Origin of the sequence: Spiroplasma endosymbiont of Andrena trimmerana (genome assembly GCF_964019575.1) — a bacterium.
GTDB lineage: Bacteria > Bacillota_I > Bacilli_A > Mycoplasmatales > VBWQ01 > Spiroplasma_E.
In genome coordinates, this window is record NZ_OZ026455.1 from 1,632,923 (window position 1) to 1,656,894 (window position 23,972).

The 23,972-nt window shown below is 25.5% G+C and carries 45 protein-coding genes; 35 read left to right on the plus strand and 10 right to left on the minus strand.

Annotation, left to right across the window (positions count from 1 at the left end; all coding sequences use genetic code 4):
- Window positions 1–209 precede the first annotated feature (209 nt).
- The 12 genes from AACL03_RS09725 to AACL03_RS09780 all read left to right on the plus strand — a co-directional run bounded on the left by AACL03_RS09725 (window position 210) and on the right by AACL03_RS09780 (window position 5,066).
- Window positions 210–1,067, plus strand: a complete 858-nt coding sequence (locus AACL03_RS09725; RefSeq protein ID WP_339038651.1) for a hypothetical protein — start codon at window positions 210–212, stop codon at window positions 1,065–1,067.
- 1 nt (window position 1,068) lies between these two features.
- On the plus strand, window positions 1,069–1,194 hold the full coding sequence (locus AACL03_RS09730) for a hypothetical protein (RefSeq protein ID WP_338956654.1): 126 nt from the start codon (window positions 1,069–1,071) through the stop codon (window positions 1,192–1,194).
- On the plus strand, window positions 1,194–1,382 hold the full coding sequence (locus AACL03_RS09735; protein ID WP_338956750.1) for a hypothetical protein: 189 nt from the start codon (window positions 1,194–1,196) through the stop codon (window positions 1,380–1,382). The genes AACL03_RS09730 and AACL03_RS09735 overlap by 1 nt, the downstream gene beginning before the upstream one ends.
- A 1-nt stretch (window position 1,383) precedes the next feature.
- Window positions 1,384–1,584: a hypothetical protein gene (locus AACL03_RS09740; protein ID WP_338956748.1), complete on the plus strand. Its 201-nt coding sequence runs from the start codon at window positions 1,384–1,386 to the stop codon at window positions 1,582–1,584.
- Between the two features lie 34 nt (window positions 1,585–1,618).
- Window positions 1,619–1,879, plus strand: coding sequence for a hypothetical protein (locus tag AACL03_RS09745; protein WP_338956747.1), 261 nt, complete (start codon window positions 1,619–1,621; stop codon window positions 1,877–1,879).
- Window positions 1,880–1,891: 12 nt separating this feature from the next.
- A complete protein-coding gene (locus AACL03_RS09750) occupies window positions 1,892–2,215 on the plus strand; it encodes a hypothetical protein (RefSeq protein ID WP_338957437.1) in 324 nt (107 codons plus the stop codon).
- A gap of 3 nt (window positions 2,216–2,218) precedes the next feature.
- A complete protein-coding gene (locus tag AACL03_RS09755) occupies window positions 2,219–2,416 on the plus strand; it encodes a hypothetical protein (protein ID WP_338956743.1) in 198 nt (65 codons plus the stop codon).
- Window positions 2,417–2,425: 9 nt separating this feature from the next.
- Window positions 2,426–2,590, plus strand: a complete 165-nt coding sequence (locus AACL03_RS09760) for a hypothetical protein (protein ID WP_339038654.1) — start codon at window positions 2,426–2,428, stop codon at window positions 2,588–2,590.
- Between the two features lie 29 nt (window positions 2,591–2,619).
- Window positions 2,620–3,675 (plus strand): hypothetical protein, encoded by a 1,056-nt coding sequence (locus AACL03_RS09765; protein ID WP_338956741.1) that lies wholly within the window; start codon window positions 2,620–2,622, stop codon window positions 3,673–3,675.
- A 9-nt stretch (window positions 3,676–3,684) separates the two neighbouring features.
- Window positions 3,685–3,942 carry a hypothetical protein gene (locus tag AACL03_RS09770; protein ID WP_338957725.1) on the plus strand — a complete coding sequence of 86 codons (258 nt, stop codon included), beginning with the start codon at window positions 3,685–3,687 and terminating at the stop codon, window positions 3,940–3,942.
- The gene (locus AACL03_RS09775) at window positions 3,942–4,802 is read left to right on the plus strand and encodes a hypothetical protein (protein ID WP_338957723.1); all 861 of its coding nucleotides are present in this window, start codon (window positions 3,942–3,944) and stop codon (window positions 4,800–4,802) included. The genes AACL03_RS09770 and AACL03_RS09775 overlap by 1 nt, the downstream gene beginning before the upstream one ends.
- Before the next feature lie 111 nt (window positions 4,803–4,913).
- Window positions 4,914–5,066 (plus strand): hypothetical protein, encoded by a 153-nt coding sequence (locus AACL03_RS09780; protein ID WP_339038657.1) that lies wholly within the window; start codon window positions 4,914–4,916, stop codon window positions 5,064–5,066.
- Window positions 5,067–5,231: 165 nt separating this feature from the next.
- On the opposite strand, the gene AACL03_RS09785 is transcribed toward AACL03_RS09780, so the two are convergent.
- From AACL03_RS09785 to AACL03_RS09805, 5 genes are all read right to left on the minus strand, one after another.
- On the minus strand, window positions 5,232–5,504 hold the full coding sequence (locus tag AACL03_RS09785) for a hypothetical protein (protein ID WP_338959512.1): 273 nt from the start codon (window positions 5,502–5,504) through the stop codon (window positions 5,232–5,234).
- Between the two features lie 61 nt (window positions 5,505–5,565).
- The gene (locus AACL03_RS09790) at window positions 5,566–7,863 is read right to left on the minus strand and encodes a cation-translocating P-type ATPase (RefSeq protein WP_339038659.1); all 2,298 of its coding nucleotides are present in this window, start codon (window positions 7,861–7,863) and stop codon (window positions 5,566–5,568) included.
- Window positions 7,864–8,067: 204 nt separating this feature from the next.
- Window positions 8,068–8,568: a hypothetical protein gene (locus tag AACL03_RS09795; RefSeq protein WP_339038661.1), complete on the minus strand. Its 501-nt coding sequence runs from the start codon at window positions 8,566–8,568 to the stop codon at window positions 8,068–8,070.
- Between the two features lie 247 nt (window positions 8,569–8,815).
- Complete coding sequence (yihA, locus tag AACL03_RS09800; protein WP_338959507.1) at window positions 8,816–9,430, minus strand: ribosome biogenesis GTP-binding protein YihA/YsxC; 615 nt, start codon at window positions 9,428–9,430, stop codon at window positions 8,816–8,818.
- Window positions 9,431–9,499: 69 nt separating this feature from the next.
- Window positions 9,500–9,700 (minus strand): hypothetical protein, encoded by a 201-nt coding sequence (locus AACL03_RS09805; RefSeq protein WP_252320689.1) that lies wholly within the window; start codon window positions 9,698–9,700, stop codon window positions 9,500–9,502.
- Window positions 9,701–10,083: 383 nt separating this feature from the next.
- Here AACL03_RS09805 and AACL03_RS09810 point away from each other — a divergent pair, with 383 nt between their 5' ends.
- The 15 genes from AACL03_RS09810 (at window position 10,084) to AACL03_RS09880 (ending at window position 16,080) form a co-directional block, all read left to right on the plus strand.
- Complete coding sequence (locus tag AACL03_RS09810) at window positions 10,084–10,374, plus strand: cation-transporting P-type ATPase (RefSeq protein ID WP_339038647.1); 291 nt, start codon at window positions 10,084–10,086, stop codon at window positions 10,372–10,374.
- A 180-nt stretch (window positions 10,375–10,554) separates the two neighbouring features.
- A complete protein-coding gene (locus AACL03_RS09815) occupies window positions 10,555–10,743 on the plus strand; it encodes a hypothetical protein (protein ID WP_339038649.1) in 189 nt (62 codons plus the stop codon).
- A 59-nt stretch (window positions 10,744–10,802) separates the two neighbouring features.
- Window positions 10,803–11,006, plus strand: a complete 204-nt coding sequence (locus AACL03_RS09820; RefSeq protein ID WP_338956753.1) for a hypothetical protein — start codon at window positions 10,803–10,805, stop codon at window positions 11,004–11,006.
- A gap of 217 nt (window positions 11,007–11,223) precedes the next feature.
- Window positions 11,224–12,081, plus strand: coding sequence for a hypothetical protein (locus AACL03_RS09825; protein ID WP_339038651.1), 858 nt, complete (start codon window positions 11,224–11,226; stop codon window positions 12,079–12,081).
- Window position 12,082: 1 nt separating this feature from the next.
- Complete coding sequence (locus AACL03_RS09830; protein ID WP_338956654.1) at window positions 12,083–12,208, plus strand: hypothetical protein; 126 nt, start codon at window positions 12,083–12,085, stop codon at window positions 12,206–12,208.
- Window positions 12,208–12,396: a hypothetical protein gene (locus AACL03_RS09835; RefSeq protein WP_338956750.1), complete on the plus strand. Its 189-nt coding sequence runs from the start codon at window positions 12,208–12,210 to the stop codon at window positions 12,394–12,396. The genes AACL03_RS09830 and AACL03_RS09835 overlap by 1 nt, the downstream gene beginning before the upstream one ends.
- 1 nt (window position 12,397) lies before the next feature.
- Window positions 12,398–12,598, plus strand: coding sequence for a hypothetical protein (locus AACL03_RS09840; protein ID WP_338956748.1), 201 nt, complete (start codon window positions 12,398–12,400; stop codon window positions 12,596–12,598).
- 34 nt (window positions 12,599–12,632) lie between these two features.
- On the plus strand, window positions 12,633–12,893 hold the full coding sequence (locus AACL03_RS09845) for a hypothetical protein (RefSeq protein ID WP_338956747.1): 261 nt from the start codon (window positions 12,633–12,635) through the stop codon (window positions 12,891–12,893).
- A 12-nt stretch (window positions 12,894–12,905) separates the two neighbouring features.
- Entirely contained in the window at window positions 12,906–13,229 is a 324-nt protein-coding gene (locus tag AACL03_RS09850) for a hypothetical protein (protein WP_338957437.1), read from the plus strand.
- Between the two features lie 3 nt (window positions 13,230–13,232).
- Window positions 13,233–13,430 carry a hypothetical protein gene (locus AACL03_RS09855; RefSeq protein WP_338956743.1) on the plus strand — a complete coding sequence of 66 codons (198 nt, stop codon included), beginning with the start codon at window positions 13,233–13,235 and terminating at the stop codon, window positions 13,428–13,430.
- Window positions 13,431–13,439: 9 nt separating this feature from the next.
- Entirely contained in the window at window positions 13,440–13,604 is a 165-nt protein-coding gene (locus tag AACL03_RS09860) for a hypothetical protein (protein WP_339038654.1), read from the plus strand.
- Between the two features lie 29 nt (window positions 13,605–13,633).
- The gene (locus AACL03_RS09865) at window positions 13,634–14,689 is read left to right on the plus strand and encodes a hypothetical protein (protein WP_338956741.1); all 1,056 of its coding nucleotides are present in this window, start codon (window positions 13,634–13,636) and stop codon (window positions 14,687–14,689) included.
- A 9-nt stretch (window positions 14,690–14,698) separates the two neighbouring features.
- On the plus strand, window positions 14,699–14,956 hold the full coding sequence (locus tag AACL03_RS09870; RefSeq protein ID WP_338957725.1) for a hypothetical protein: 258 nt from the start codon (window positions 14,699–14,701) through the stop codon (window positions 14,954–14,956).
- On the plus strand, window positions 14,956–15,816 hold the full coding sequence (locus AACL03_RS09875) for a hypothetical protein (protein ID WP_338957723.1): 861 nt from the start codon (window positions 14,956–14,958) through the stop codon (window positions 15,814–15,816). Before AACL03_RS09870 ends, AACL03_RS09875 begins: the two co-directional genes overlap by 1 nt.
- A 111-nt stretch (window positions 15,817–15,927) precedes the next feature.
- The gene (locus AACL03_RS09880; RefSeq protein ID WP_339038657.1) at window positions 15,928–16,080 is read left to right on the plus strand and encodes a hypothetical protein; all 153 of its coding nucleotides are present in this window, start codon (window positions 15,928–15,930) and stop codon (window positions 16,078–16,080) included.
- 165 nt (window positions 16,081–16,245) lie between these two features.
- Here the strand turns inward: AACL03_RS09880 and AACL03_RS09885 are convergent, their stop codons facing one another.
- The 5 genes from AACL03_RS09885 to AACL03_RS09905 form a co-directional block, all read right to left on the minus strand.
- Window positions 16,246–16,518, minus strand: coding sequence for a hypothetical protein (locus AACL03_RS09885; protein WP_338959512.1), 273 nt, complete (start codon window positions 16,516–16,518; stop codon window positions 16,246–16,248).
- 61 nt (window positions 16,519–16,579) lie between these two features.
- The gene (locus AACL03_RS09890; RefSeq protein WP_339038659.1) at window positions 16,580–18,877 is read right to left on the minus strand and encodes a cation-translocating P-type ATPase; all 2,298 of its coding nucleotides are present in this window, start codon (window positions 18,875–18,877) and stop codon (window positions 16,580–16,582) included.
- Window positions 18,878–19,081: 204 nt separating this feature from the next.
- The gene (locus tag AACL03_RS09895; RefSeq protein ID WP_339038661.1) at window positions 19,082–19,582 is read right to left on the minus strand and encodes a hypothetical protein; all 501 of its coding nucleotides are present in this window, start codon (window positions 19,580–19,582) and stop codon (window positions 19,082–19,084) included.
- A gap of 247 nt (window positions 19,583–19,829) precedes the next feature.
- A complete protein-coding gene (yihA, locus tag AACL03_RS09900) occupies window positions 19,830–20,444 on the minus strand; it encodes a ribosome biogenesis GTP-binding protein YihA/YsxC (RefSeq protein ID WP_338959507.1) in 615 nt (204 codons plus the stop codon).
- A gap of 69 nt (window positions 20,445–20,513) precedes the next feature.
- Entirely contained in the window at window positions 20,514–20,714 is a 201-nt protein-coding gene (locus AACL03_RS09905) for a hypothetical protein (RefSeq protein WP_252320689.1), read from the minus strand.
- A gap of 383 nt (window positions 20,715–21,097) precedes the next feature.
- On the opposite strand from AACL03_RS09905, the gene AACL03_RS09910 reads away from it, so the two are divergent.
- The 8 genes from AACL03_RS09910 (at window position 21,098) to AACL03_RS09945 (ending at window position 23,907) form a co-directional block, all read left to right on the plus strand.
- Window positions 21,098–21,388: a cation-transporting P-type ATPase gene (locus tag AACL03_RS09910; RefSeq protein WP_339038647.1), complete on the plus strand. Its 291-nt coding sequence runs from the start codon at window positions 21,098–21,100 to the stop codon at window positions 21,386–21,388.
- Window positions 21,389–21,568: 180 nt separating this feature from the next.
- Entirely contained in the window at window positions 21,569–21,757 is a 189-nt protein-coding gene (locus tag AACL03_RS09915; RefSeq protein WP_339038649.1) for a hypothetical protein, read from the plus strand.
- Between the two features lie 59 nt (window positions 21,758–21,816).
- Entirely contained in the window at window positions 21,817–22,020 is a 204-nt protein-coding gene (locus AACL03_RS09920; protein ID WP_338956753.1) for a hypothetical protein, read from the plus strand.
- 217 nt (window positions 22,021–22,237) lie between these two features.
- On the plus strand, window positions 22,238–23,095 hold the full coding sequence (locus tag AACL03_RS09925; RefSeq protein ID WP_339038651.1) for a hypothetical protein: 858 nt from the start codon (window positions 22,238–22,240) through the stop codon (window positions 23,093–23,095).
- A 1-nt stretch (window position 23,096) separates the two neighbouring features.
- Window positions 23,097–23,222 carry a hypothetical protein gene (locus AACL03_RS09930; protein ID WP_338956654.1) on the plus strand — a complete coding sequence of 42 codons (126 nt, stop codon included), beginning with the start codon at window positions 23,097–23,099 and terminating at the stop codon, window positions 23,220–23,222.
- A complete protein-coding gene (locus AACL03_RS09935) occupies window positions 23,222–23,410 on the plus strand; it encodes a hypothetical protein (protein ID WP_338956750.1) in 189 nt (62 codons plus the stop codon). Before AACL03_RS09930 ends, AACL03_RS09935 begins: the two co-directional genes overlap by 1 nt.
- A 1-nt stretch (window position 23,411) precedes the next feature.
- Entirely contained in the window at window positions 23,412–23,612 is a 201-nt protein-coding gene (locus AACL03_RS09940; protein WP_338956748.1) for a hypothetical protein, read from the plus strand.
- 34 nt (window positions 23,613–23,646) lie between these two features.
- Window positions 23,647–23,907, plus strand: a complete 261-nt coding sequence (locus AACL03_RS09945) for a hypothetical protein (protein ID WP_338956747.1) — start codon at window positions 23,647–23,649, stop codon at window positions 23,905–23,907.
- The last annotated feature ends 65 nt before the right edge of the window (window positions 23,908–23,972 follow it).

Genomic DNA, 23,972 nt, shown 5'->3' on the forward strand with positions numbered 1-23,972 from the left:
ATTGAACTTATGAACGAGTATATGGTTGTGAAATGTGTTACAGAGTTGCTAATGAAATGGAACGAATAAAAAAAGAGAATAAAAGAAATAAGTAAAAATTAAATAAGGGGCTTATATATGGATTATATATTTTTCATTAAGCCCCAATGGATTAGATTATAATTCATAAATAAGCTCCTTATTAGTATATAAAGTAAGGAGTTTTATTTATGCCTAATGAATTAGAGCAAACTAGTAATTATACTTTAACTAAAATTTTAAGAACTGGATTAAGTCCATTAAGTGCTATGGTAGGTGTTAGTGCTTATTATGGTCAATATTTAAAAGACCCAGTATTAGGTTCTATAAATTCTTTGTTATTTAGTAAAAAGTTAGGAATTGATATATGGAATATTAATCAAAGACCAACTACTAGAAATAAAGTTATTAATAGTTATAAAAAGATATTTTTAGGTTTAGGGACTATTGGTTTAATTAACTATGCCAAGTTTGTTCAGTATGTAGATAAGTCAGTTTCTTTATTAAGAGATGAACCTTGTTTTTGGCCGCCTTGTCCTACTGAACCACCAATTCCTACTCCAATACCAACTCCTAATCCAGTAATTGATAAGCCTTTTGTAGATTGAGATACTTATATATCTTTAAATAGTTTTGGTATAGCGAATGTTATTAGTGGTTTAACTGAGTTAATACCTAATAAATTTGAAGCAATAAGAAAGATATGTAATATGGCTACTGGTGGATGTTTGATTAGTAGTGGTGTTGCTATGGGAATTAATAATAATTTTAATAATTATTTTGCTATTCCTACGATAATTGCGGGAGCAAGTGAAATTATAAATAGTTTATTGTTGCCATTAGGCAATACACATAATAATATAGAGTTACAAGAAGTATTTACTGATGAAAGAGCAAAATTAATTAACACTAGTGTTAGTGATTATCAAAGTACAAATGACAGTATGGTTGATGTTGATTTAAATGATGATAATATGTCGGAGATTAATTTAGATAGAGCAAGTTTAAACTGGGATTATTCTTATGCTTATACATTAGGTGGTGTTTAAAATGAAAAAAGATAAATGAAAAAATATGCCAAGACAAAAGTTACATAAGAAAAAAGCAAAGCGAAATTTTGAACAAAGATTAAGTGAAAATATGAGTTTTGATAATTTTTTAGGAGGTAAAAAATAATGGTTAAATGAATAGTTGTAATATTGGCTGTGTTTGCTACTTCTTGGTTTTTTAAAGGTACTATTAAAAAGTTAGTTTGAAAATTTAAACATAAAAAACATGATATAGTTGATCCCGATTGTTGATATTGTAAAGAACAAAAACGGAAAGAAAGAGCAAGAAAAGAATTAGAGGAGGGAGGTGATTAAAATGCCCGCAGGTTTAACCGCACTATTAAATATGATTGGAGGTATTGGCCAAAAATTATTAGAATCTTTTAGTTATGTATTTGATTGAGTATTTGCTGGTGATTCAATTATGACAAATTGACCAGTTTTAATCCCAATATTTATGATGGTCTTAGTATTTATTAAAGAATTTATAGGACATATTATTCGTGGATTTAGGTAGAAAAAACTAAAGTTGTTTTTAGGAGGTAATAGTTATGATTAAATTATTTTTTGCAATAATTTTTGTTTTTCCTTTATTAGGTAAACTTTTACCTTCTTTAAATAATATTGTGCAAAATATTTTGCAAAGTTATATTACTGATTTTTCCGGTTTACATAATTTATCTTTGGTTATTAAAAGTTTTATTTTTGGTGATAGTTCACAACAAATAGTTTCTATGCCAGCACCATTGTTAGCAATTATTTTAGTACTTTTTACTTTTTCATTAATTTTAAAATTATTAAAAATAATATAGGAGTAGTTTATTATGGGTGTTGCTTTTATTTCAAAAATTTTAGAATTATTTGCGCAAATTTTTATGAAATTTTGAAATTTGCCAATGGCAGATTTGGGTTTTAATTTGGGGACTTTTGTTGTTTTTATTCTTTTAATAAAGTTTGCTATGTCAGTTTTTTTAAATATTGATATTCAGCCAGTTTTTACATCGGGTACTGTAAAGCAAAGTTATAGAAATATTAAAGGAAGTTCAAAATTTGTTGGAAAGCAAATTGCTAAACAACATGAAAGAAAACGTTTAAGAAATAAGGCTAAGGGTGTTGAAAATAAAAAAGGGAAGTTTGTAGGTGCTTAATTTATGAGTGATTTTGTTAATAGTATATTGCATTTAATTTTTATATTTTCTAGTAATGATATTAGTATATTTTTAAATCAACCAAATATTACTGATGAAGTTTATATTTTGTTTAATTTGACTTTTTGGTTGGTATTAGGTGTATTTTTTAATTTTATTTATCGTAGTATTAAATTTGTTTTTAGGTCATTATTTGGGTAGGTGTTAATTATGAGTGTTTGAGATATTTACAATAAAATACATCAATGTATAGTTGATTATTGAACTATGTTTATAGGTAGTCCAGTTGATGATTTTACTACTATTTTATGAAATTTAGTGGTTTATGGAACTCAGTTTTTTATTGGATTTATTATATTTTATGGTTCATGGTAAATTTTAAAATGTTTATTTGGTAAATAATTATGTGATTTAAGTTTGTTAAATTATTTTTTGTTGTAAATAGTACTGTTCAAGCACCAACTAGTTTAATTGTTTTTAATGCACCTAGTGAAAGTAATTACACTATAACTAGCGATATGGTTAAACCCGTTAAATATAATGATTTTAATGATTGAGCAACTATTCCATGAAACTCTGCTTATTTTGATGTTGGCCAACCAGATTTAAAATTAGTTTCTGCTGTTGTACATAAAACTACTGATACTCCTTATTCAATTCAATTTCATTCTGATGTGGTAGGTAATTTTGATAGACGAGTTAGTGATTTGTCTACAAATTATGATTTTACAGAGCAAGATTTAAACCAGTTATCTCTTATTTTATTTAATCATAATTATATACAAACTGGTAAGTTTAATGAGTTAGTTTTTTGAAATTATAATGTTTCTAATAATTTAAGTTTTAAGTTGACTTTTGAAATTACAAAACCTTTGAGTTTTTATATACAAGGTTTTATGTTTTATATTTCTGCTGAATATTTTAGTTATTTTTCTTCTATTTATACATTTTCATTTTTAGATTATGAGGGTAATATTCGTTATAATTTTAAAGGTGTATTAAATGATAAAGATAGTGTTTATAATTTAGGAAAATATAATTTTGTTACTATGCCGGTTCGTGTTCCAAATTTAAAGCATTTAACAATTGATTTTGATTTATCTTCGTTAACTAATCGTGACGGTTTGCATGTTAAATTTGGTCAGATGAATATTTTTTCTTCCAAAGATATTGTTCCAGTACCACCAAATAGTCCTTTTAACCCTGAGTATGAACGTGTTAGTTGATATGATGTTTTTGGTCATCTGCGTAATGCTTTTAGATGAATACTTTATGGTGTTGTTGGTAAAGTTTTACCAGTTGAACCATTAAGACAATTTCTTTTTACAACAGATAGTTTATTACGACATATTTTTTCAGATACGATTAGTACTGCTTTAAATGTTGATATTGTTAGTGGAATAGAAAATATTATACCTTTATGGTTATTTGTTAGAGCAATTAGTTTAATTATAGGTTAGGAGTTTATTATGGAAAATAAAAGATTGTTTTGATGTGAAATTTTGATTACAGTTGTTGTTTGTTTTTTAACATCATTAGTTACTGCATTATTTTTTAATTTTGATGTAGATAAATTAAAATTATTTTATGAAAATTCTGGTTTTGATGTTCAATTTTTATTGTTTATTTTTAATTTTATTTTTTCTTTTGTTTTTGGTTCATATTTTATGAAATTTTGTTTTTGAATTAAAAGTAAGTTTAAAAATAAAAATAAGGTGGTTAAATAATGCCTTGATATGGTTACGTGTTATTGGTTATAGGTTTGATTATGATTATTTATCCAATTCTTATAACTATTCGTAATGTTAAAATTTTAAAACGTGTAGGTAGTTATATTATTTCAGCGCCACCACGCACTGGTAAATCTGCTCTTGCTTGTTGTTTAGCACAAACTCATAAAAAACGAGTAGTTAGTCCTTTTCCTATTAAATTAAAAAATGGTTATTCTTATTTGGTTAATTATAACGATGTTTTTACTTTTAATCAGTTAGCAAGTAATTATGCTTTTGAGGAACAAGATTTAATAATTTTAGATGAATTAGCATTAAAAATAAATTCTAATGATTTAGGAGTACAGTTTAAAAATCAACAAGAAAGTTTAGGACAATTTTGTAAGTTAATAGGTCACATGTTTAATGGTACAATGTATTTGATTGAACAACACCCTAATAGAATACCAGTACAAGCAAGAGAAAAAGTAGAGTATGTTGTGCAAGTTAAAAGAATGCGTTTTTTGGGCTTTGTTGTTATATTTAATCTTAATTTATATACTAATATTGAGGATTATAATAAAGTAGTGTTTTCACGTCGTAGAACAAAGAAAATGATTAAAAAAGGCATAATGCCTCCAAGTTATAGCGGTGAAGCAATGGCTATGACTTTATTTTTTCCTAGACATTGGTTGAAAAGGTATAATTCTAGGGCTTTACATTATGTGCATGAACTTAAAAGTGAATTGTCACCTAAGAAATACCTTAAAGAAGCAAGTAGTATCGATATGACTTATAGTGATATTAAATTTGCTGGTTTGGATAAATTGGATAATATTTTAAAGAAAAAAGATAAACTTAAAAATAAAGATAAATAAAAATGATTATAGTCCCAGTGAACCTACTGGGACTATAATTTGGGTGAGCCACGTAGTGGCGAGGGACGAAGTCCCTATATACTTGAAGAAAAGTGAAAGGAGAAGGAAAATATGACAGCAAAAAAACCTACTGTTTTTAATATTTTTATGAAAACTACATTGCCAAAAGTTAAAGCAGAACACCCAGAATTAAAACATACTGAGGCTTTTGGAAAAGCAGCAGCATTATGAGCTAATGCTGAAGAAAATCCTAAAAACAAATAGATAAACAGATAATTCCTTAAAAGAGTCAGATTTAAAATCTGACTCTTTTAAATATAAAAAAATATTGAAATTTTAAAAAAACACTAAAATTGCTATACAAATCAACAATGATAAAGTATAATCAAAATACTTACCTAGTAGGGTTATAGAGAAAGGTAACTTTTTTTATATTTTTGATAAACTTCATTTATTTTGACTTGTAGATGGTTTATCAATATCTTCTAAATTAATTGTTTCTCAATCATTATTTTCTCTTTCTTTTACTAATAGAGAAAGTTTGTTCTTATAATCATCAATTATCAGTTGATTAATTCTAATCAACTTTTCATCAGGGTTTGGTTCAACATTATTTTTTTCTTCTATAATACGTATCATTTCCTGTAAAATAGATATCTTTTGATCAAGCTCTGCTCTTTTTTCTTCATTTTGTCTAGCCATTTAAATTTCCCCTTTCAAAAAAATAAAGTACTTTTTTATTTATTATTAATTTATATATTATCTAATATTTATATTTTCTTCATTTAAAAATTAATGAATTTCCAACAACAGTTATATCAGAAAGAGCCATCGCAATTGCAGCCAACGGTGGAATAATAAATCCGGCAGCAGCTAATGGAATAATGATAATATTATAACTAAATGCTCAAATAAAATTCATTCAAATATTATTTTTAGTTTTTTTAGTTAAAACAATAGCCTTATAAATAATACTAATATCATTATCAAGAATAGTAATATCACCAATTTTTTTAGCAATATCACTACCAGAGCCCATTGCAATTGCTAAATCAGATTGTTCTAAGGCAATAACATCATTAATACCATCACCAACAAACGCTACTTTTTTCCCTTTTGCTTGTAAATCAGCAACAATTTGTGATTTACCTTGTGGTGTAACATTAGCAAAGTATGTTTCTATCCCAACGCGATTAGCAATAGCAAGTGTTTGTGATTCATTATCACCACTAATTAAAATAACCTCAATTCCCTGTTTTTTAACTTTTTCAATTGTTAATAATGCATTTGTTTGTAATTCATCTTCTAAAATAAAAATATTAGTAACAACTTTATTAATTGCCAATGCCAATACTTTCTGGCTAGGAGTAACTGTTTCAAAATCAAATGTTTTTAGAAATGGACTAAATGGCATTTTTGCTTTTTGTAAATTTTCAAGTGATGAAATTTGTAATTCTTCAGTTTGATATTTTGCTTTAATACCAAAACCAATTTGTTCTTTAACTTCGGTAATTGTCAATGATTGTCCAACATTATTAGTATTAGCATATAAAGAAAAAGCTAAAGCCAAAGGATGTGTTGAATGTTTTTCCATAGCAATTGCCTTATTAACATGTTTTTCTTGACCATAAATTTTAGTAATAACCAAATTACCAGTAGTTAATGTTCCTGTTTTATCAAAACAAATGGTATCAATCTTAGTAATTTTTTCAAAAGCACTAGCCTTATTATAAATAATTCCTATTTTTGCTGCTTTATTAATTCCAACAGCAACTGCTAATGGTGTTGCAATCCCTAATGCACAAGGACAAGCAATTATTAAAGTTGCAATTGCAATTTCTAATGATTCTTGCACACCATTACCTACTGCAAAATAACGAATAAGAAAAACTAAAATGGCAATTAAAATAACAGTTGGTGTAAATCACCCAGAAATTTTATCAGCCAATTTTTGTAATTTTGGTTTCTGAGATTGTGCATCTTCAACTGCCTTAATAATACTTGCTAATACTGTGTCTTTACCAATTTTAGTTGCTTTCATTCTAAAACTATCACCAACATTATTAGTTCCACCAATTAAATTTTGGTTAACTTGTTTCGTAATAACTTGCGATTCACCAGTTAACATTGATTCATTAATAAATGCTTCTTCACTAATTAATTGACCATCAGTAGGAATATTTTCACCTTTTCGAATAATTAAAATATCATTTAATTGTACATCTTCAATATTAATAAAAGTTTCTGTTTTGGTATTATAATCATATTTTAAGATTGATTTTGGCTTTAATGACATTAAACTTTCTAAGCCACTAGTAGCCCTTTTCTGTGCAACAGCACTAATTAAATCACCAAGTAAAACAATCATAATAATTGAAGCACTAACTTCAAAATATAAGTGTTCGGTTTTATTAATTATCATTAAATAAATAGAAAAAATAAATGCCGTTGTTGTTCCTAGTACTACTAAAGTATGCATACCGGGTCATTTTTGTTTAATTAATTCTCGATAAATACCAATATAAAATTTACGACCAAAATAAAATTGAATTGGAAGTGCTAGTGCAAGTTGGACATAAGGATTACGTAAACTATCAAAAAATGAAGTATTAGGTATCATAATTAATAATAATGGTAGTAACAATATTCAACCAATAATAAGTTCAATTAAATCACGTAATTTAACATTATGTTGATGATTATGATGTTGTTCTGACATATGAGATTGATGTTGTTCACTACTATGACTATGACTACTATGATCATCTGTAATATCTTTCATATCAACTTGGTGACTCGTTTTTATATCTTTAATCTCAGTTTCAAACTTACAAATTTCATATCCTAAATGATGCATTGCTTTTTTAATTTTTTTTTCATTTCAAAACTTAGGATCATAACTAAATTGTGCTTTTTTAGTAGCAAAATTGATACTAACAGTAATACCATCTTCTTTGGTAAAATGTCTTTCGATGACACTAGCACAAGAGGTACATGAAACATCTGACAGTACTGCTCTACTAATAACAAAATTATCATTTATATCACTTGTATTATTCATATTAACTTCATCTCCTCAAATTTTAATATTTTAATCTTTTTTATTATTTTTTAACACACAATATATACAAAAATAAATTATACACATTTTAATGTTAAAAAATATTAAAAACACTAAATCCCCAATAACATGATTGGGGATTTATTACCTTAAAAAGTAATATACTTATATTATAACATAGACTATCTTAAATCTAAAAATTAATTATAAACTGGCCATTTTCTTTGATTCTATTTTTACTTCAATTTGTGAATCTATATTATTTATAGCGGTTTTTTTATCTGCAAACTTATCATTGTCAACTTCAATTTGTCTTCTTTGTTTTTCATCAAATTTTTTTGCTGCATCTATGCCAAAAGTAATAGCACCAACAGCAGCACCAACAGGAATACAAACAGGTAATATTACAGCATTGGCAATCCCACCAACAGCACCAGCACTAGCAGCAGCAGTTATTATATCAGTTTTTAATTGTTCTTCAGAACGGTCACTAACACCACCCGCAACAATAGCAGTAACTAAAGCGCTTATTTGAGCAATAGGATTAATATACAAAGCACCAACAGCAGCACCTTTAGTCACTTTTATAATTTTTGCGGTTGTTCGATGTTTTGTTTTAAATTTTTTTCATTTTGTAGGTTTTTGTTCTACATTTTCTTCTGATTTTGCTTCAAGATTTTGTAAAATTTCATTTTTTATAGGCATTTCTTTTAATCTTCCTTTCAAATAAAAACTCATTTATTTTTATCAAAATAATGAGTTAAAAACTTATATTAAGTTTAATTATTATTATATTCTTTTCTATACTGAATATTGATATTTTTAATAATTGCAAACTATCATATACAATTTATAGATATACTGGTTTATAATCAATATAAATAAAAAATAGATAAGAATATATACATATTAAACAACTTTTATCTTTTTTATAGCAACAAATATTATACTATTAAGTTTCTACTTCAACTTCATCAGTATTAACATCATCTGTTAATTTACTAATTACTAAATCAATTCCTTGTTTACTAATACTAGAAAATAAAATAATAGGAGTATTAGTGCTAAGTTTTAAAGTTGATAATATTAATTTTTTATTTTTTACTAATTGACTATTTTTCACTTTATCAACTTTAGTAGCAATTAAATGAATTTTTAAATGATAATGTTGTAAATATTCCAACATATCAATATCATCTTTACTGGGTGCATGTCTTAAATCTAATAATAAAAAAACTGCTTTTAAATTTTTTCGTGACTGAAAATATTCATCCATCATTGTCGCAAATTGGATTTTTTTTTCATTTGATACTTTAGCAAAACCATAGCCAGGAACATCAACAAAGCGACAAATATTATTATTAATTGTAAAAAAATTTAGCATTTGTGTTTTACCAGGTGTTTGTGAAACTCTAGCTAACTTACCATTATTACAAATTGTATTTAAAAATGTTGATTTACCAACATTACTGCGACCAACAAAACAAAATTCAGGAATTTCATCCTGCGGCCATTGTTCTTCTTTAATAGCACTAGTTAAAAATTGTGCTTGCTTAATTCGTTCCATTTTTTACCTCTTATTCAAAAATATATTATAGTCAATAGTTAAAATTTAAACTAATTATTATTTATTATTTTAATTTTTATTAATATTAATAAAATTAGTAAAATGAATATTATCTAATGGTCATATACCAAAACCAAAAAATAATGCAGCCAAAATGATACCACCAACAATAATACAAATAGCAAGTCATTTTATAATTTTAAATAATAACATAAAACTAATAATAGCAATAGCTATTATAATAATACCAACTATTACAAATGTATTCATGTTTACCTCCTATTATTTTAATTATTAAAGTAACACGTAACATTAATTAATAATAACATAAAATAAATTTGAATATTTTATAGTAATCATCTTTTTCCTAAAATTATATAAATTAAAAAAAGTTATCTTTTTAAAGAGAAACATGTTAAAATGTCAAAGGATAAAGGAGAGTGATATCATGACTGACAGCGATTCCATTTATAATAATAAAAACAATACTAATTTAAAAATTAGTAATTTTAAAAGTGTACTTTTAAATAAAGATTCAGTCAAATATTCTCCTAGTATTTTTACTAAAAAAATATTTTTTTTACCGTGTTAATAAATTTCTAAATCCTTATTTAAAAGTCTTAAAATAAGAAAAATAAGGAGGTAAAGAAATTATGAAGATTTTTTTAAACAAAATTTATTTTAAATTACAATTTAGTTTTAAAAAACCATTAGTTTACACAAATGGTGATTATATTAAACAAATTGCACAATTTAACCAAAAACAATTACTAAAAAATTTAGATTTACATAATTTTGGTCTTAAAACAGACCAAATTGAAATAAGAAGAAAAAAATATGGTATTAATACTTTAAAAAATACAAAATTTAATTGAATTTTAGAATTTTTAAAAGCATATTTTGGACCATTCAATATAATTAATAGTATAGGTATCACAAAATAAACGCCTTTAATTTAGGTATTATTTTGAGTTTAAAAGCATACTGTCAATATCGAGTGAAAATTTCCCAAAAATATTTATCAAAAAAAATAAAAAAGAAGTAAAATTTAACAAATAAAAATTGAAAAAGGGCGTATTATTCCCGATAAAAATAATAAAGGTCAAACATTAAAGTTTGATGTTTTGAAGTTTGTAGAAATAAACAAACAAACAAGTGTGCCAACTGGTCAAACACGTGATAAATGATATAATCCGGAATTTGCTAGTGATTTTAATAATTGTTTATCTACTCTTGATTTAAAAGTTGGTAATTTTTATTCACTTGAACTTGATTTAAGCGGTAATATTAAAAAACTTTCTAATTGAAAATAGTTATTTATTAAAAGGGTAATTTTAAATAATTATTTTATGTTAGGAGTTAATTTTAAATTATGGCTAGAAGTAATAATTGTTCTTGTGGACAACCGTTTCATTTAGCTATTTATATGTGTAAACTTTGTGACCAAGTTATTTGTCCTAAAAGAGTTTTACAAAACTTATATACTAGAAAATATTATTGTCCAAATTGTATATTAGATATTGCTTTAAATAAGGCAATGAGACAGCAAGAAAGTAAGTTAAATTATGAGACATAAATGTAGTGATTGAACTTATGAACGAGTATATGGTTGTGAAATGTGTTACAGAGTTGCTAATGAAATGGAACGAATAAAAAAAGAGAATAAAAGAAATAAGTAAAAATTAAATAAGGGGCTTATATATGGATTATATATTTTTCATTAAGCCCCAATGGATTAGATTATAATTCATAAATAAGCTCCTTATTAGTATATAAAGTAAGGAGTTTTATTTATGCCTAATGAATTAGAGCAAACTAGTAATTATACTTTAACTAAAATTTTAAGAACTGGATTAAGTCCATTAAGTGCTATGGTAGGTGTTAGTGCTTATTATGGTCAATATTTAAAAGACCCAGTATTAGGTTCTATAAATTCTTTGTTATTTAGTAAAAAGTTAGGAATTGATATATGGAATATTAATCAAAGACCAACTACTAGAAATAAAGTTATTAATAGTTATAAAAAGATATTTTTAGGTTTAGGGACTATTGGTTTAATTAACTATGCCAAGTTTGTTCAGTATGTAGATAAGTCAGTTTCTTTATTAAGAGATGAACCTTGTTTTTGGCCGCCTTGTCCTACTGAACCACCAATTCCTACTCCAATACCAACTCCTAATCCAGTAATTGATAAGCCTTTTGTAGATTGAGATACTTATATATCTTTAAATAGTTTTGGTATAGCGAATGTTATTAGTGGTTTAACTGAGTTAATACCTAATAAATTTGAAGCAATAAGAAAGATATGTAATATGGCTACTGGTGGATGTTTGATTAGTAGTGGTGTTGCTATGGGAATTAATAATAATTTTAATAATTATTTTGCTATTCCTACGATAATTGCGGGAGCAAGTGAAATTATAAATAGTTTATTGTTGCCATTAGGCAATACACATAATAATATAGAGTTACAAGAAGTATTTACTGATGAAAGAGCAAAATTAATTAACACTAGTGTTAGTGATTATCAAAGTACAAATGACAGTATGGTTGATGTTGATTTAAATGATGATAATATGTCGGAGATTAATTTAGATAGAGCAAGTTTAAACTGGGATTATTCTTATGCTTATACATTAGGTGGTGTTTAAAATGAAAAAAGATAAATGAAAAAATATGCCAAGACAAAAGTTACATAAGAAAAAAGCAAAGCGAAATTTTGAACAAAGATTAAGTGAAAATATGAGTTTTGATAATTTTTTAGGAGGTAAAAAATAATGGTTAAATGAATAGTTGTAATATTGGCTGTGTTTGCTACTTCTTGGTTTTTTAAAGGTACTATTAAAAAGTTAGTTTGAAAATTTAAACATAAAAAACATGATATAGTTGATCCCGATTGTTGATATTGTAAAGAACAAAAACGGAAAGAAAGAGCAAGAAAAGAATTAGAGGAGGGAGGTGATTAAAATGCCCGCAGGTTTAACCGCACTATTAAATATGATTGGAGGTATTGGCCAAAAATTATTAGAATCTTTTAGTTATGTATTTGATTGAGTATTTGCTGGTGATTCAATTATGACAAATTGACCAGTTTTAATCCCAATATTTATGATGGTCTTAGTATTTATTAAAGAATTTATAGGACATATTATTCGTGGATTTAGGTAGAAAAAACTAAAGTTGTTTTTAGGAGGTAATAGTTATGATTAAATTATTTTTTGCAATAATTTTTGTTTTTCCTTTATTAGGTAAACTTTTACCTTCTTTAAATAATATTGTGCAAAATATTTTGCAAAGTTATATTACTGATTTTTCCGGTTTACATAATTTATCTTTGGTTATTAAAAGTTTTATTTTTGGTGATAGTTCACAACAAATAGTTTCTATGCCAGCACCATTGTTAGCAATTATTTTAGTACTTTTTACTTTTTCATTAATTTTAAAATTATTAAAAATAATATAGGAGTAGTTTATTATGGGTGTTGCTTTTATTTCAAAAATTTTAGAATTATTTGCGCAAATTTTTATGAAATTTTGAAATTTGCCAATGGCAGATTTGGGTTTTAATTTGGGGACTTTTGTTGTTTTTATTCTTTTAATAAAGTTTGCTATGTCAGTTTTTTTAAATATTGATATTCAGCCAGTTTTTACATCGGGTACTGTAAAGCAAAGTTATAGAAATATTAAAGGAAGTTCAAAATTTGTTGGAAAGCAAATTGCTAAACAACATGAAAGAAAACGTTTAAGAAATAAGGCTAAGGGTGTTGAAAATAAAAAAGGGAAGTTTGTAGGTGCTTAATTTATGAGTGATTTTGTTAATAGTATATTGCATTTAATTTTTATATTTTCTAGTAATGATATTAGTATATTTTTAAATCAACCAAATATTACTGATGAAGTTTATATTTTGTTTAATTTGACTTTTTGGTTGGTATTAGGTGTATTTTTTAATTTTATTTATCGTAGTATTAAATTTGTTTTTAGGTCATTATTTGGGTAGGTGTTAATTATGAGTGTTTGAGATATTTACAATAAAATACATCAATGTATAGTTGATTATTGAACTATGTTTATAGGTAGTCCAGTTGATGATTTTACTACTATTTTATGAAATTTAGTGGTTTATGGAACTCAGTTTTTTATTGGATTTATTATATTTTATGGTTCATGGTAAATTTTAAAATGTTTATTTGGTAAATAATTATGTGATTTAAGTTTGTTAAATTATTTTTTGTTGTAAATAGTACTGTTCAAGCACCAACTAGTTTAATTGTTTTTAATGCACCTAGTGAAAGTAATTACACTATAACTAGCGATATGGTTAAACCCGTTAAATATAATGATTTTAATGATTGAGCAACTATTCCATGAAACTCTGCTTATTTTGATGTTGGCCAACCAGATTTAAAATTAGTTTCTGCTGTTGTACATAAAACTACTGATACTCCTTATTCAATTCAATTTCATTCTGATGTGGTAGGTAATTTTGATAGACGAGTTAGTGATTTGTCTACAAATTATGATTTTACAGAGCAAGATTTAAACCAGTTATCTCTTATTTTATTTAATCATAATTATATACAAACTGGTAAGTTTAATGAGTTAGTTTTTTGAAATTATAATGTTTCTAATAATTTAAGTTTTAAGTTGACTTTTGAAATTACAAAACCTTTGAGTTTTTATATACAAGGTTTTATGTTTTATATTTCTGCTGAATATTTTAGTTATTTTTCTTCTATTTATACATTTTCATTTTTAGATTATGAGGGTAATATTCGTTATAATTTTAAAGGTGTATTAAATGATAAAGATAGTGTTTATAATTTAGGAAAATATAATTTTGTTACTATGCCGGTTCGTGTTCCAAATTTAAAGCATTTAACAATTGATTTTGATTTATCTTCGTTAACTAATCGTGACGGTTTGCATGTTAAATTTGGTCAGATGAATATTTTTTCTTCCAAAGATATTGTTCCAGTACCACCAAATAGTCCTTTTAACCCTGAGTATGAACGTGTTAGTTGATATGATGTTTTTGGTCATCTGCGTAATGCTTTTAGATGAATACTTTATGGTGTTGTTGGTAAAGTTTTACCAGTTGAACCATTAAGACAATTTCTTTTTACAACAGATAGTTTATTACGACATATTTTTTCAGATACGATTAGTACTGCTTTAAATGTTGATATTGTTAGTGGAATAGAAAATATTATACCTTTATGGTTATTTGTTAGAGCAATTAGTTTAATTATAGGTTAGGAGTTTATTATGGAAAATAAAAGATTGTTTTGATGTGAAATTTTGATTACAGTTGTTGTTTGTTTTTTAACATCATTAGTTACTGCATTATTTTTTAATTTTGATGTAGATAAATTAAAATTATTTTATGAAAATTCTGGTTTTGATGTTCAATTTTTATTGTTTATTTTTAATTTTATTTTTTCTTTTGTTTTTGGTTCATATTTTATGAAATTTTGTTTTTGAATTAAAAGTAAGTTTAAAAATAAAAATAAGGTGGTTAAATAATGCCTTGATATGGTTACGTGTTATTGGTTATAGGTTTGATTATGATTATTTATCCAATTCTTATAACTATTCGTAATGTTAAAATTTTAAAACGTGTAGGTAGTTATATTATTTCAGCGCCACCACGCACTGGTAAATCTGCTCTTGCTTGTTGTTTAGCACAAACTCATAAAAAACGAGTAGTTAGTCCTTTTCCTATTAAATTAAAAAATGGTTATTCTTATTTGGTTAATTATAACGATGTTTTTACTTTTAATCAGTTAGCAAGTAATTATGCTTTTGAGGAACAAGATTTAATAATTTTAGATGAATTAGCATTAAAAATAAATTCTAATGATTTAGGAGTACAGTTTAAAAATCAACAAGAAAGTTTAGGACAATTTTGTAAGTTAATAGGTCACATGTTTAATGGTACAATGTATTTGATTGAACAACACCCTAATAGAATACCAGTACAAGCAAGAGAAAAAGTAGAGTATGTTGTGCAAGTTAAAAGAATGCGTTTTTTGGGCTTTGTTGTTATATTTAATCTTAATTTATATACTAATATTGAGGATTATAATAAAGTAGTGTTTTCACGTCGTAGAACAAAGAAAATGATTAAAAAAGGCATAATGCCTCCAAGTTATAGCGGTGAAGCAATGGCTATGACTTTATTTTTTCCTAGACATTGGTTGAAAAGGTATAATTCTAGGGCTTTACATTATGTGCATGAACTTAAAAGTGAATTGTCACCTAAGAAATACCTTAAAGAAGCAAGTAGTATCGATATGACTTATAGTGATATTAAATTTGCTGGTTTGGATAAATTGGATAATATTTTAAAGAAAAAAGATAAACTTAAAAATAAAGATAAATAAAAATGATTATAGTCCCAGTGAACCTACTGGGACTATAATTTGGGTGAGCCACGTAGTGGCGAGGGACGAAGTCCCTATATACTTGAAGAAAAGTGAAAGGAGAAGGAAAATATGACAGCAAAAAAACCTACTGTTTTTAATATTTTTATGAAAACTACATTGCCAAAAGTTAAAGCAGAACACCCAGAATTAAAACATACTGAGGCTTTTGGAAAAGCAGCAGCATTATGAGCTAATGCTGAAGAAAATCCTAAAAACAAATAGATAAACAGATAATTCCTTAAAAGAGTCAGATTTAAAATCTGACTCTTTTAAATATAAAAAAATATTGAAATTTTAAAAAAACACTAAAATTGCTATACAAATCAACAATGATAAAGTATAATCAAAATACTTACCTAGTAGGGTTATAGAGAAAGGTAACTTTTTTTATATTTTTGATAAACTTCATTTATTTTGACTTGTAGATGGTTTATCAATATCTTCTAAATTAATTGTTTCTCAATCATTATTTTCTCTTTCTTTTACTAATAGAGAAAGTTTGTTCTTATAATCATCAATTATCAGTTGATTAATTCTAATCAACTTTTCATCAGGGTTTGGTTCAACATTATTTTTTTCTTCTATAATACGTATCATTTCCTGTAAAATAGATATCTTTTGATCAAGCTCTGCTCTTTTTTCTTCATTTTGTCTAGCCATTTAAATTTCCCCTTTCAAAAAAATAAAGTACTTTTTTATTTATTATTAATTTATATATTATCTAATATTTATATTTTCTTCATTTAAAAATTAATGAATTTCCAACAACAGTTATATCAGAAAGAGCCATCGCAATTGCAGCCAACGGTGGAATAATAAATCCGGCAGCAGCTAATGGAATAATGATAATATTATAACTAAATGCTCAAATAAAATTCATTCAAATATTATTTTTAGTTTTTTTAGTTAAAACAATAGCCTTATAAATAATACTAATATCATTATCAAGAATAGTAATATCACCAATTTTTTTAGCAATATCACTACCAGAGCCCATTGCAATTGCTAAATCAGATTGTTCTAAGGCAATAACATCATTAATACCATCACCAACAAACGCTACTTTTTTCCCTTTTGCTTGTAAATCAGCAACAATTTGTGATTTACCTTGTGGTGTAACATTAGCAAAGTATGTTTCTATCCCAACGCGATTAGCAATAGCAAGTGTTTGTGATTCATTATCACCACTAATTAAAATAACCTCAATTCCCTGTTTTTTAACTTTTTCAATTGTTAATAATGCATTTGTTTGTAATTCATCTTCTAAAATAAAAATATTAGTAACAACTTTATTAATTGCCAATGCCAATACTTTCTGGCTAGGAGTAACTGTTTCAAAATCAAATGTTTTTAGAAATGGACTAAATGGCATTTTTGCTTTTTGTAAATTTTCAAGTGATGAAATTTGTAATTCTTCAGTTTGATATTTTGCTTTAATACCAAAACCAATTTGTTCTTTAACTTCGGTAATTGTCAATGATTGTCCAACATTATTAGTATTAGCATATAAAGAAAAAGCTAAAGCCAAAGGATGTGTTGAATGTTTTTCCATAGCAATTGCCTTATTAACATGTTTTTCTTGACCATAAATTTTAGTAATAACCAAATTACCAGTAGTTAATGTTCCTGTTTTATCAAAACAAATGGTATCAATCTTAGTAATTTTTTCAAAAGCACTAGCCTTATTATAAATAATTCCTATTTTTGCTGCTTTATTAATTCCAACAGCAACTGCTAATGGTGTTGCAATCCCTAATGCACAAGGACAAGCAATTATTAAAGTTGCAATTGCAATTTCTAATGATTCTTGCACACCATTACCTACTGCAAAATAACGAATAAGAAAAACTAAAATGGCAATTAAAATAACAGTTGGTGTAAATCACCCAGAAATTTTATCAGCCAATTTTTGTAATTTTGGTTTCTGAGATTGTGCATCTTCAACTGCCTTAATAATACTTGCTAATACTGTGTCTTTACCAATTTTAGTTGCTTTCATTCTAAAACTATCACCAACATTATTAGTTCCACCAATTAAATTTTGGTTAACTTGTTTCGTAATAACTTGCGATTCACCAGTTAACATTGATTCATTAATAAATGCTTCTTCACTAATTAATTGACCATCAGTAGGAATATTTTCACCTTTTCGAATAATTAAAATATCATTTAATTGTACATCTTCAATATTAATAAAAGTTTCTGTTTTGGTATTATAATCATATTTTAAGATTGATTTTGGCTTTAATGACATTAAACTTTCTAAGCCACTAGTAGCCCTTTTCTGTGCAACAGCACTAATTAAATCACCAAGTAAAACAATCATAATAATTGAAGCACTAACTTCAAAATATAAGTGTTCGGTTTTATTAATTATCATTAAATAAATAGAAAAAATAAATGCCGTTGTTGTTCCTAGTACTACTAAAGTATGCATACCGGGTCATTTTTGTTTAATTAATTCTCGATAAATACCAATATAAAATTTACGACCAAAATAAAATTGAATTGGAAGTGCTAGTGCAAGTTGGACATAAGGATTACGTAAACTATCAAAAAATGAAGTATTAGGTATCATAATTAATAATAATGGTAGTAACAATATTCAACCAATAATAAGTTCAATTAAATCACGTAATTTAACATTATGTTGATGATTATGATGTTGTTCTGACATATGAGATTGATGTTGTTCACTACTATGACTATGACTACTATGATCATCTGTAATATCTTTCATATCAACTTGGTGACTCGTTTTTATATCTTTAATCTCAGTTTCAAACTTACAAATTTCATATCCTAAATGATGCATTGCTTTTTTAATTTTTTTTTCATTTCAAAACTTAGGATCATAACTAAATTGTGCTTTTTTAGTAGCAAAATTGATACTAACAGTAATACCATCTTCTTTGGTAAAATGTCTTTCGATGACACTAGCACAAGAGGTACATGAAACATCTGACAGTACTGCTCTACTAATAACAAAATTATCATTTATATCACTTGTATTATTCATATTAACTTCATCTCCTCAAATTTTAATATTTTAATCTTTTTTATTATTTTTTAACACACAATATATACAAAAATAAATTATACACATTTTAATGTTAAAAAATATTAAAAACACTAAATCCCCAATCATGTTATTGGGGATTTATTACCTTAAAAAGTAATATACTTATATTATAACATAGACTATCTTAAATCTAAAAATTAATTATAAACTGGCCATTTTCTTTGATTCTATTTTTACTTCAATTTGTGAATCTATATTATTTATAGCGGTTTTTTTATCTGCAAACTTATCATTGTCAACTTCAATTTGTCTTCTTTGTTTTTCATCAAATTTTTTTGCTGCATCTATGCCAAAAGTAATAGCACCAACAGCAGCACCAACAGGAATACAAACAGGTAATATTACAGCATTGGCAATCCCACCAACAGCACCAGCACTAGCAGCAGCAGTTATTATATCAGTTTTTAATTGTTCTTCAGAACGGTCACTAACACCACCCGCAACAATAGCAGTAACTAAAGCGCTTATTTGAGCAATAGGATTAATATACAAAGCACCAACAGCAGCACCTTTAGTCACTTTTATAATTTTTGCGGTTGTTCGATGTTTTGTTTTAAATTTTTTTCATTTTGTAGGTTTTTGTTCTACATTTTCTTCTGATTTTGCTTCAAGATTTTGTAAAATTTCATTTTTTATAGGCATTTCTTTTAATCTTCCTTTCAAATAAAAACTCATTTATTTTTATCAAAATAATGAGTTAAAAACTTATATTAAGTTTAATTATTATTATATTCTTTTCTATACTGAATATTGATATTTTTAATAATTGCAAACTATCATATACAATTTATAGATATACTGGTTTATAATCAATATAAATAAAAAATAGATAAGAATATATACATATTAAACAACTTTTATCTTTTTTATAGCAACAAATATTATACTATTAAGTTTCTACTTCAACTTCATCAGTATTAACATCATCTGTTAATTTACTAATTACTAAATCAATTCCTTGTTTACTAATACTAGAAAATAAAATAATAGGAGTATTAGTGCTAAGTTTTAAAGTTGATAATATTAATTTTTTATTTTTTACTAATTGACTATTTTTCACTTTATCAACTTTAGTAGCAATTAAATGAATTTTTAAATGATAATGTTGTAAATATTCCAACATATCAATATCATCTTTACTGGGTGCATGTCTTAAATCTAATAATAAAAAAACTGCTTTTAAATTTTTTCGTGACTGAAAATATTCATCCATCATTGTCGCAAATTGGATTTTTTTTTCATTTGATACTTTAGCAAAACCATAGCCAGGAACATCAACAAAGCGACAAATATTATTATTAATTGTAAAAAAATTTAGCATTTGTGTTTTACCAGGTGTTTGTGAAACTCTAGCTAACTTACCATTATTACAAATTGTATTTAAAAATGTTGATTTACCAACATTACTGCGACCAACAAAACAAAATTCAGGAATTTCATCCTGCGGCCATTGTTCTTCTTTAATAGCACTAGTTAAAAATTGTGCTTGCTTAATTCGTTCCATTTTTTACCTCTTATTCAAAAATATATTATAGTCAATAGTTAAAATTTAAACTAATTATTATTTATTATTTTAATTTTTATTAATATTAATAAAATTAGTAAAATGAATATTATCTAATGGTCATATACCAAAACCAAAAAATAATGCAGCCAAAATGATACCACCAACAATAATACAAATAGCAAGTCATTTTATAATTTTAAATAATAACATAAAACTAATAATAGCAATAGCTATTATAATAATACCAACTATTACAAATGTATTCATGTTTACCTCCTATTATTTTAATTATTAAAGTAACACGTAACATTAATTAATAATAACATAAAATAAATTTGAATATTTTATAGTAATCATCTTTTTCCTAAAATTATATAAATTAAAAAAAGTTATCTTTTTAAAGAGAAACATGTTAAAATGTCAAAGGATAAAGGAGAGTGATATCATGACTGACAGCGATTCCATTTATAATAATAAAAACAATACTAATTTAAAAATTAGTAATTTTAAAAGTGTACTTTTAAATAAAGATTCAGTCAAATATTCTCCTAGTATTTTTACTAAAAAAATATTTTTTTTACCGTGTTAATAAATTTCTAAATCCTTATTTAAAAGTCTTAAAATAAGAAAAATAAGGAGGTAAAGAAATTATGAAGATTTTTTTAAACAAAATTTATTTTAAATTACAATTTAGTTTTAAAAAACCATTAGTTTACACAAATGGTGATTATATTAAACAAATTGCACAATTTAACCAAAAACAATTACTAAAAAATTTAGATTTACATAATTTTGGTCTTAAAACAGACCAAATTGAAATAAGAAGAAAAAAATATGGTATTAATACTTTAAAAAATACAAAATTTAATTGAATTTTAGAATTTTTAAAAGCATATTTTGGACCATTCAATATAATTAATAGTATAGGTATCACAAAATAAACGCCTTTAATTTAGGTATTATTTTGAGTTTAAAAGCATACTGTCAATATCGAGTGAAAATTTCCCAAAAATATTTATCAAAAAAAATAAAAAAGAAGTAAAATTTAACAAATAAAAATTGAAAAAGGGCGTATTATTCCCGATAAAAATAATAAAGGTCAAACATTAAAGTTTGATGTTTTGAAGTTTGTAGAAATAAACAAACAAACAAGTGTGCCAACTGGTCAAACACGTGATAAATGATATAATCCGGAATTTGCTAGTGATTTTAATAATTGTTTATCTACTCTTGATTTAAAAGTTGGTAATTTTTATTCACTTGAACTTGATTTAAGCGGTAATATTAAAAAACTTTCTAATTGAAAATAGTTATTTATTAAAAGGGTAATTTTAAATAATTATTTTATGTTAGGAGTTAATTTTAAATTATGGCTAGAAGTAATAATTGTTCTTGTGGACAACCGTTTCATTTAGCTATTTATATGTGTAAACTTTGTGACCAAGTTATTTGTCCTAAAAGAGTTTTACAAAACTTATATACTAGAAAATATTATTGTCCAAATTGTATATTAGATATTGCTTTAAATAAGGCAATGAGACAGCAAGAAAGTAAGTTAAATTATGAGACATAAATGTAGTGATTGAACTTATGAACGAGTATATGGTTGTGAAATGTGTTACAGAGTTGCTAATGAAATGGAACGAATAAAAAAAGAGAATAAAAGAAATAAGTAAAAATTAAATAAGGGGCTTATATATGGATTATATATTTTTCATTAAGCCCCAATGGATTAGATTATAATTCATAAATAAGCTCCTTATTAGTATATAAAGTAAGGAGTTTTATTTATGCCTAATGAATTAGAGCAAACTAGTAATTATACTTTAACTAAAATTTTAAGAACTGGATTAAGTCCATTAAGTGCTATGGTAGGTGTTAGTGCTTATTATGGTCAATATTTAAAAGACCCAGTATTAGGTTCTATAAATTCTTTGTTATTTAGTAAAAAGTTAGGAATTGATATATGGAATATTAATCAAAGACCAACTACTAGAAATAAAGTTATTAATAGTTATAAAAAGATATTTTTAGGTTTAGGGACTATTGGTTTAATTAACTATGCCAAGTTTGTTCAGTATGTAGATAAGTCAGTTTCTTTATTAAGAGATGAACCTTGTTTTTGGCCGCCTTGTCCTACTGAACCACCAATTCCTACTCCAATACCAACTCCTAATCCAGTAATTGATAAGCCTTTTGTAGATTGAGATACTTATATATCTTTAAATAGTTTTGGTATAGCGAATGTTATTAGTGGTTTAACTGAGTTAATACCTAATAAATTTGAAGCAATAAGAAAGATATGTAATATGGCTACTGGTGGATGTTTGATTAGTAGTGGTGTTGCTATGGGAATTAATAATAATTTTAATAATTATTTTGCTATTCCTACGATAATTGCGGGAGCAAGTGAAATTATAAATAGTTTATTGTTGCCATTAGGCAATACACATAATAATATAGAGTTACAAGAAGTATTTACTGATGAAAGAGCAAAATTAATTAACACTAGTGTTAGTGATTATCAAAGTACAAATGACAGTATGGTTGATGTTGATTTAAATGATGATAATATGTCGGAGATTAATTTAGATAGAGCAAGTTTAAACTGGGATTATTCTTATGCTTATACATTAGGTGGTGTTTAAAATGAAAAAAGATAAATGAAAAAATATGCCAAGACAAAAGTTACATAAGAAAAAAGCAAAGCGAAATTTTGAACAAAGATTAAGTGAAAATATGAGTTTTGATAATTTTTTAGGAGGTAAAAAATAATGGTTAAATGAATAGTTGTAATATTGGCTGTGTTTGCTACTTCTTGGTTTTTTAAAGGTACTATTAAAAAGTTAGTTTGAAAATTTAAACATAAAAAACATGATATAGTTGATCCCGATTGTTGATATTGTAAAGAACAAAAACGGAAAGAAAGAGCAAGAAAAGAATTAGAGGAGGGAGGTGATTAAAATGCCCGCAGGTTTAACCGCACTATTAAATATGATTGGAGGTATTGGCCAAAAATTATTAGAATCTTTTAGTTATGTATTTGATTGAGTATTTGCTGGTGATTCAATTATGACAAATTGACCAGTTTTAATCCCAATATTTATGATGGTCTTAGTATTTATTAAAGAATTTATAGGACATATTATTCGTGGATTTAGGTAGAAAAAACTAAAGTTGTTTTTAGGAGGTAATAGTTATGATTAAATTATTTTTTGCAATAATTTTTGTTTTTCCTTTATTAGGTAAACTTTTACCTTCTTTAAATAATATTGTGCAAAATATTTTGCAAAGTTATATTACTGATTTTTCCGGTTTACATAATTTATCTTTGGTTATTAAAAGTTTTATTTTTGGTGATAGTTCACAACAAATAGTTTCTATGCCAGCACCATTGTTAGCAATTATTTTAGTACTTTTTACTTTTTCATTAATTTTAAAATTATTAAAAATAATATAGGAGTAGTTTATTATGGGTGTTGCTTTTATTTCAAAAATTTTAGAATTATTTGCGCAAATTTTTAT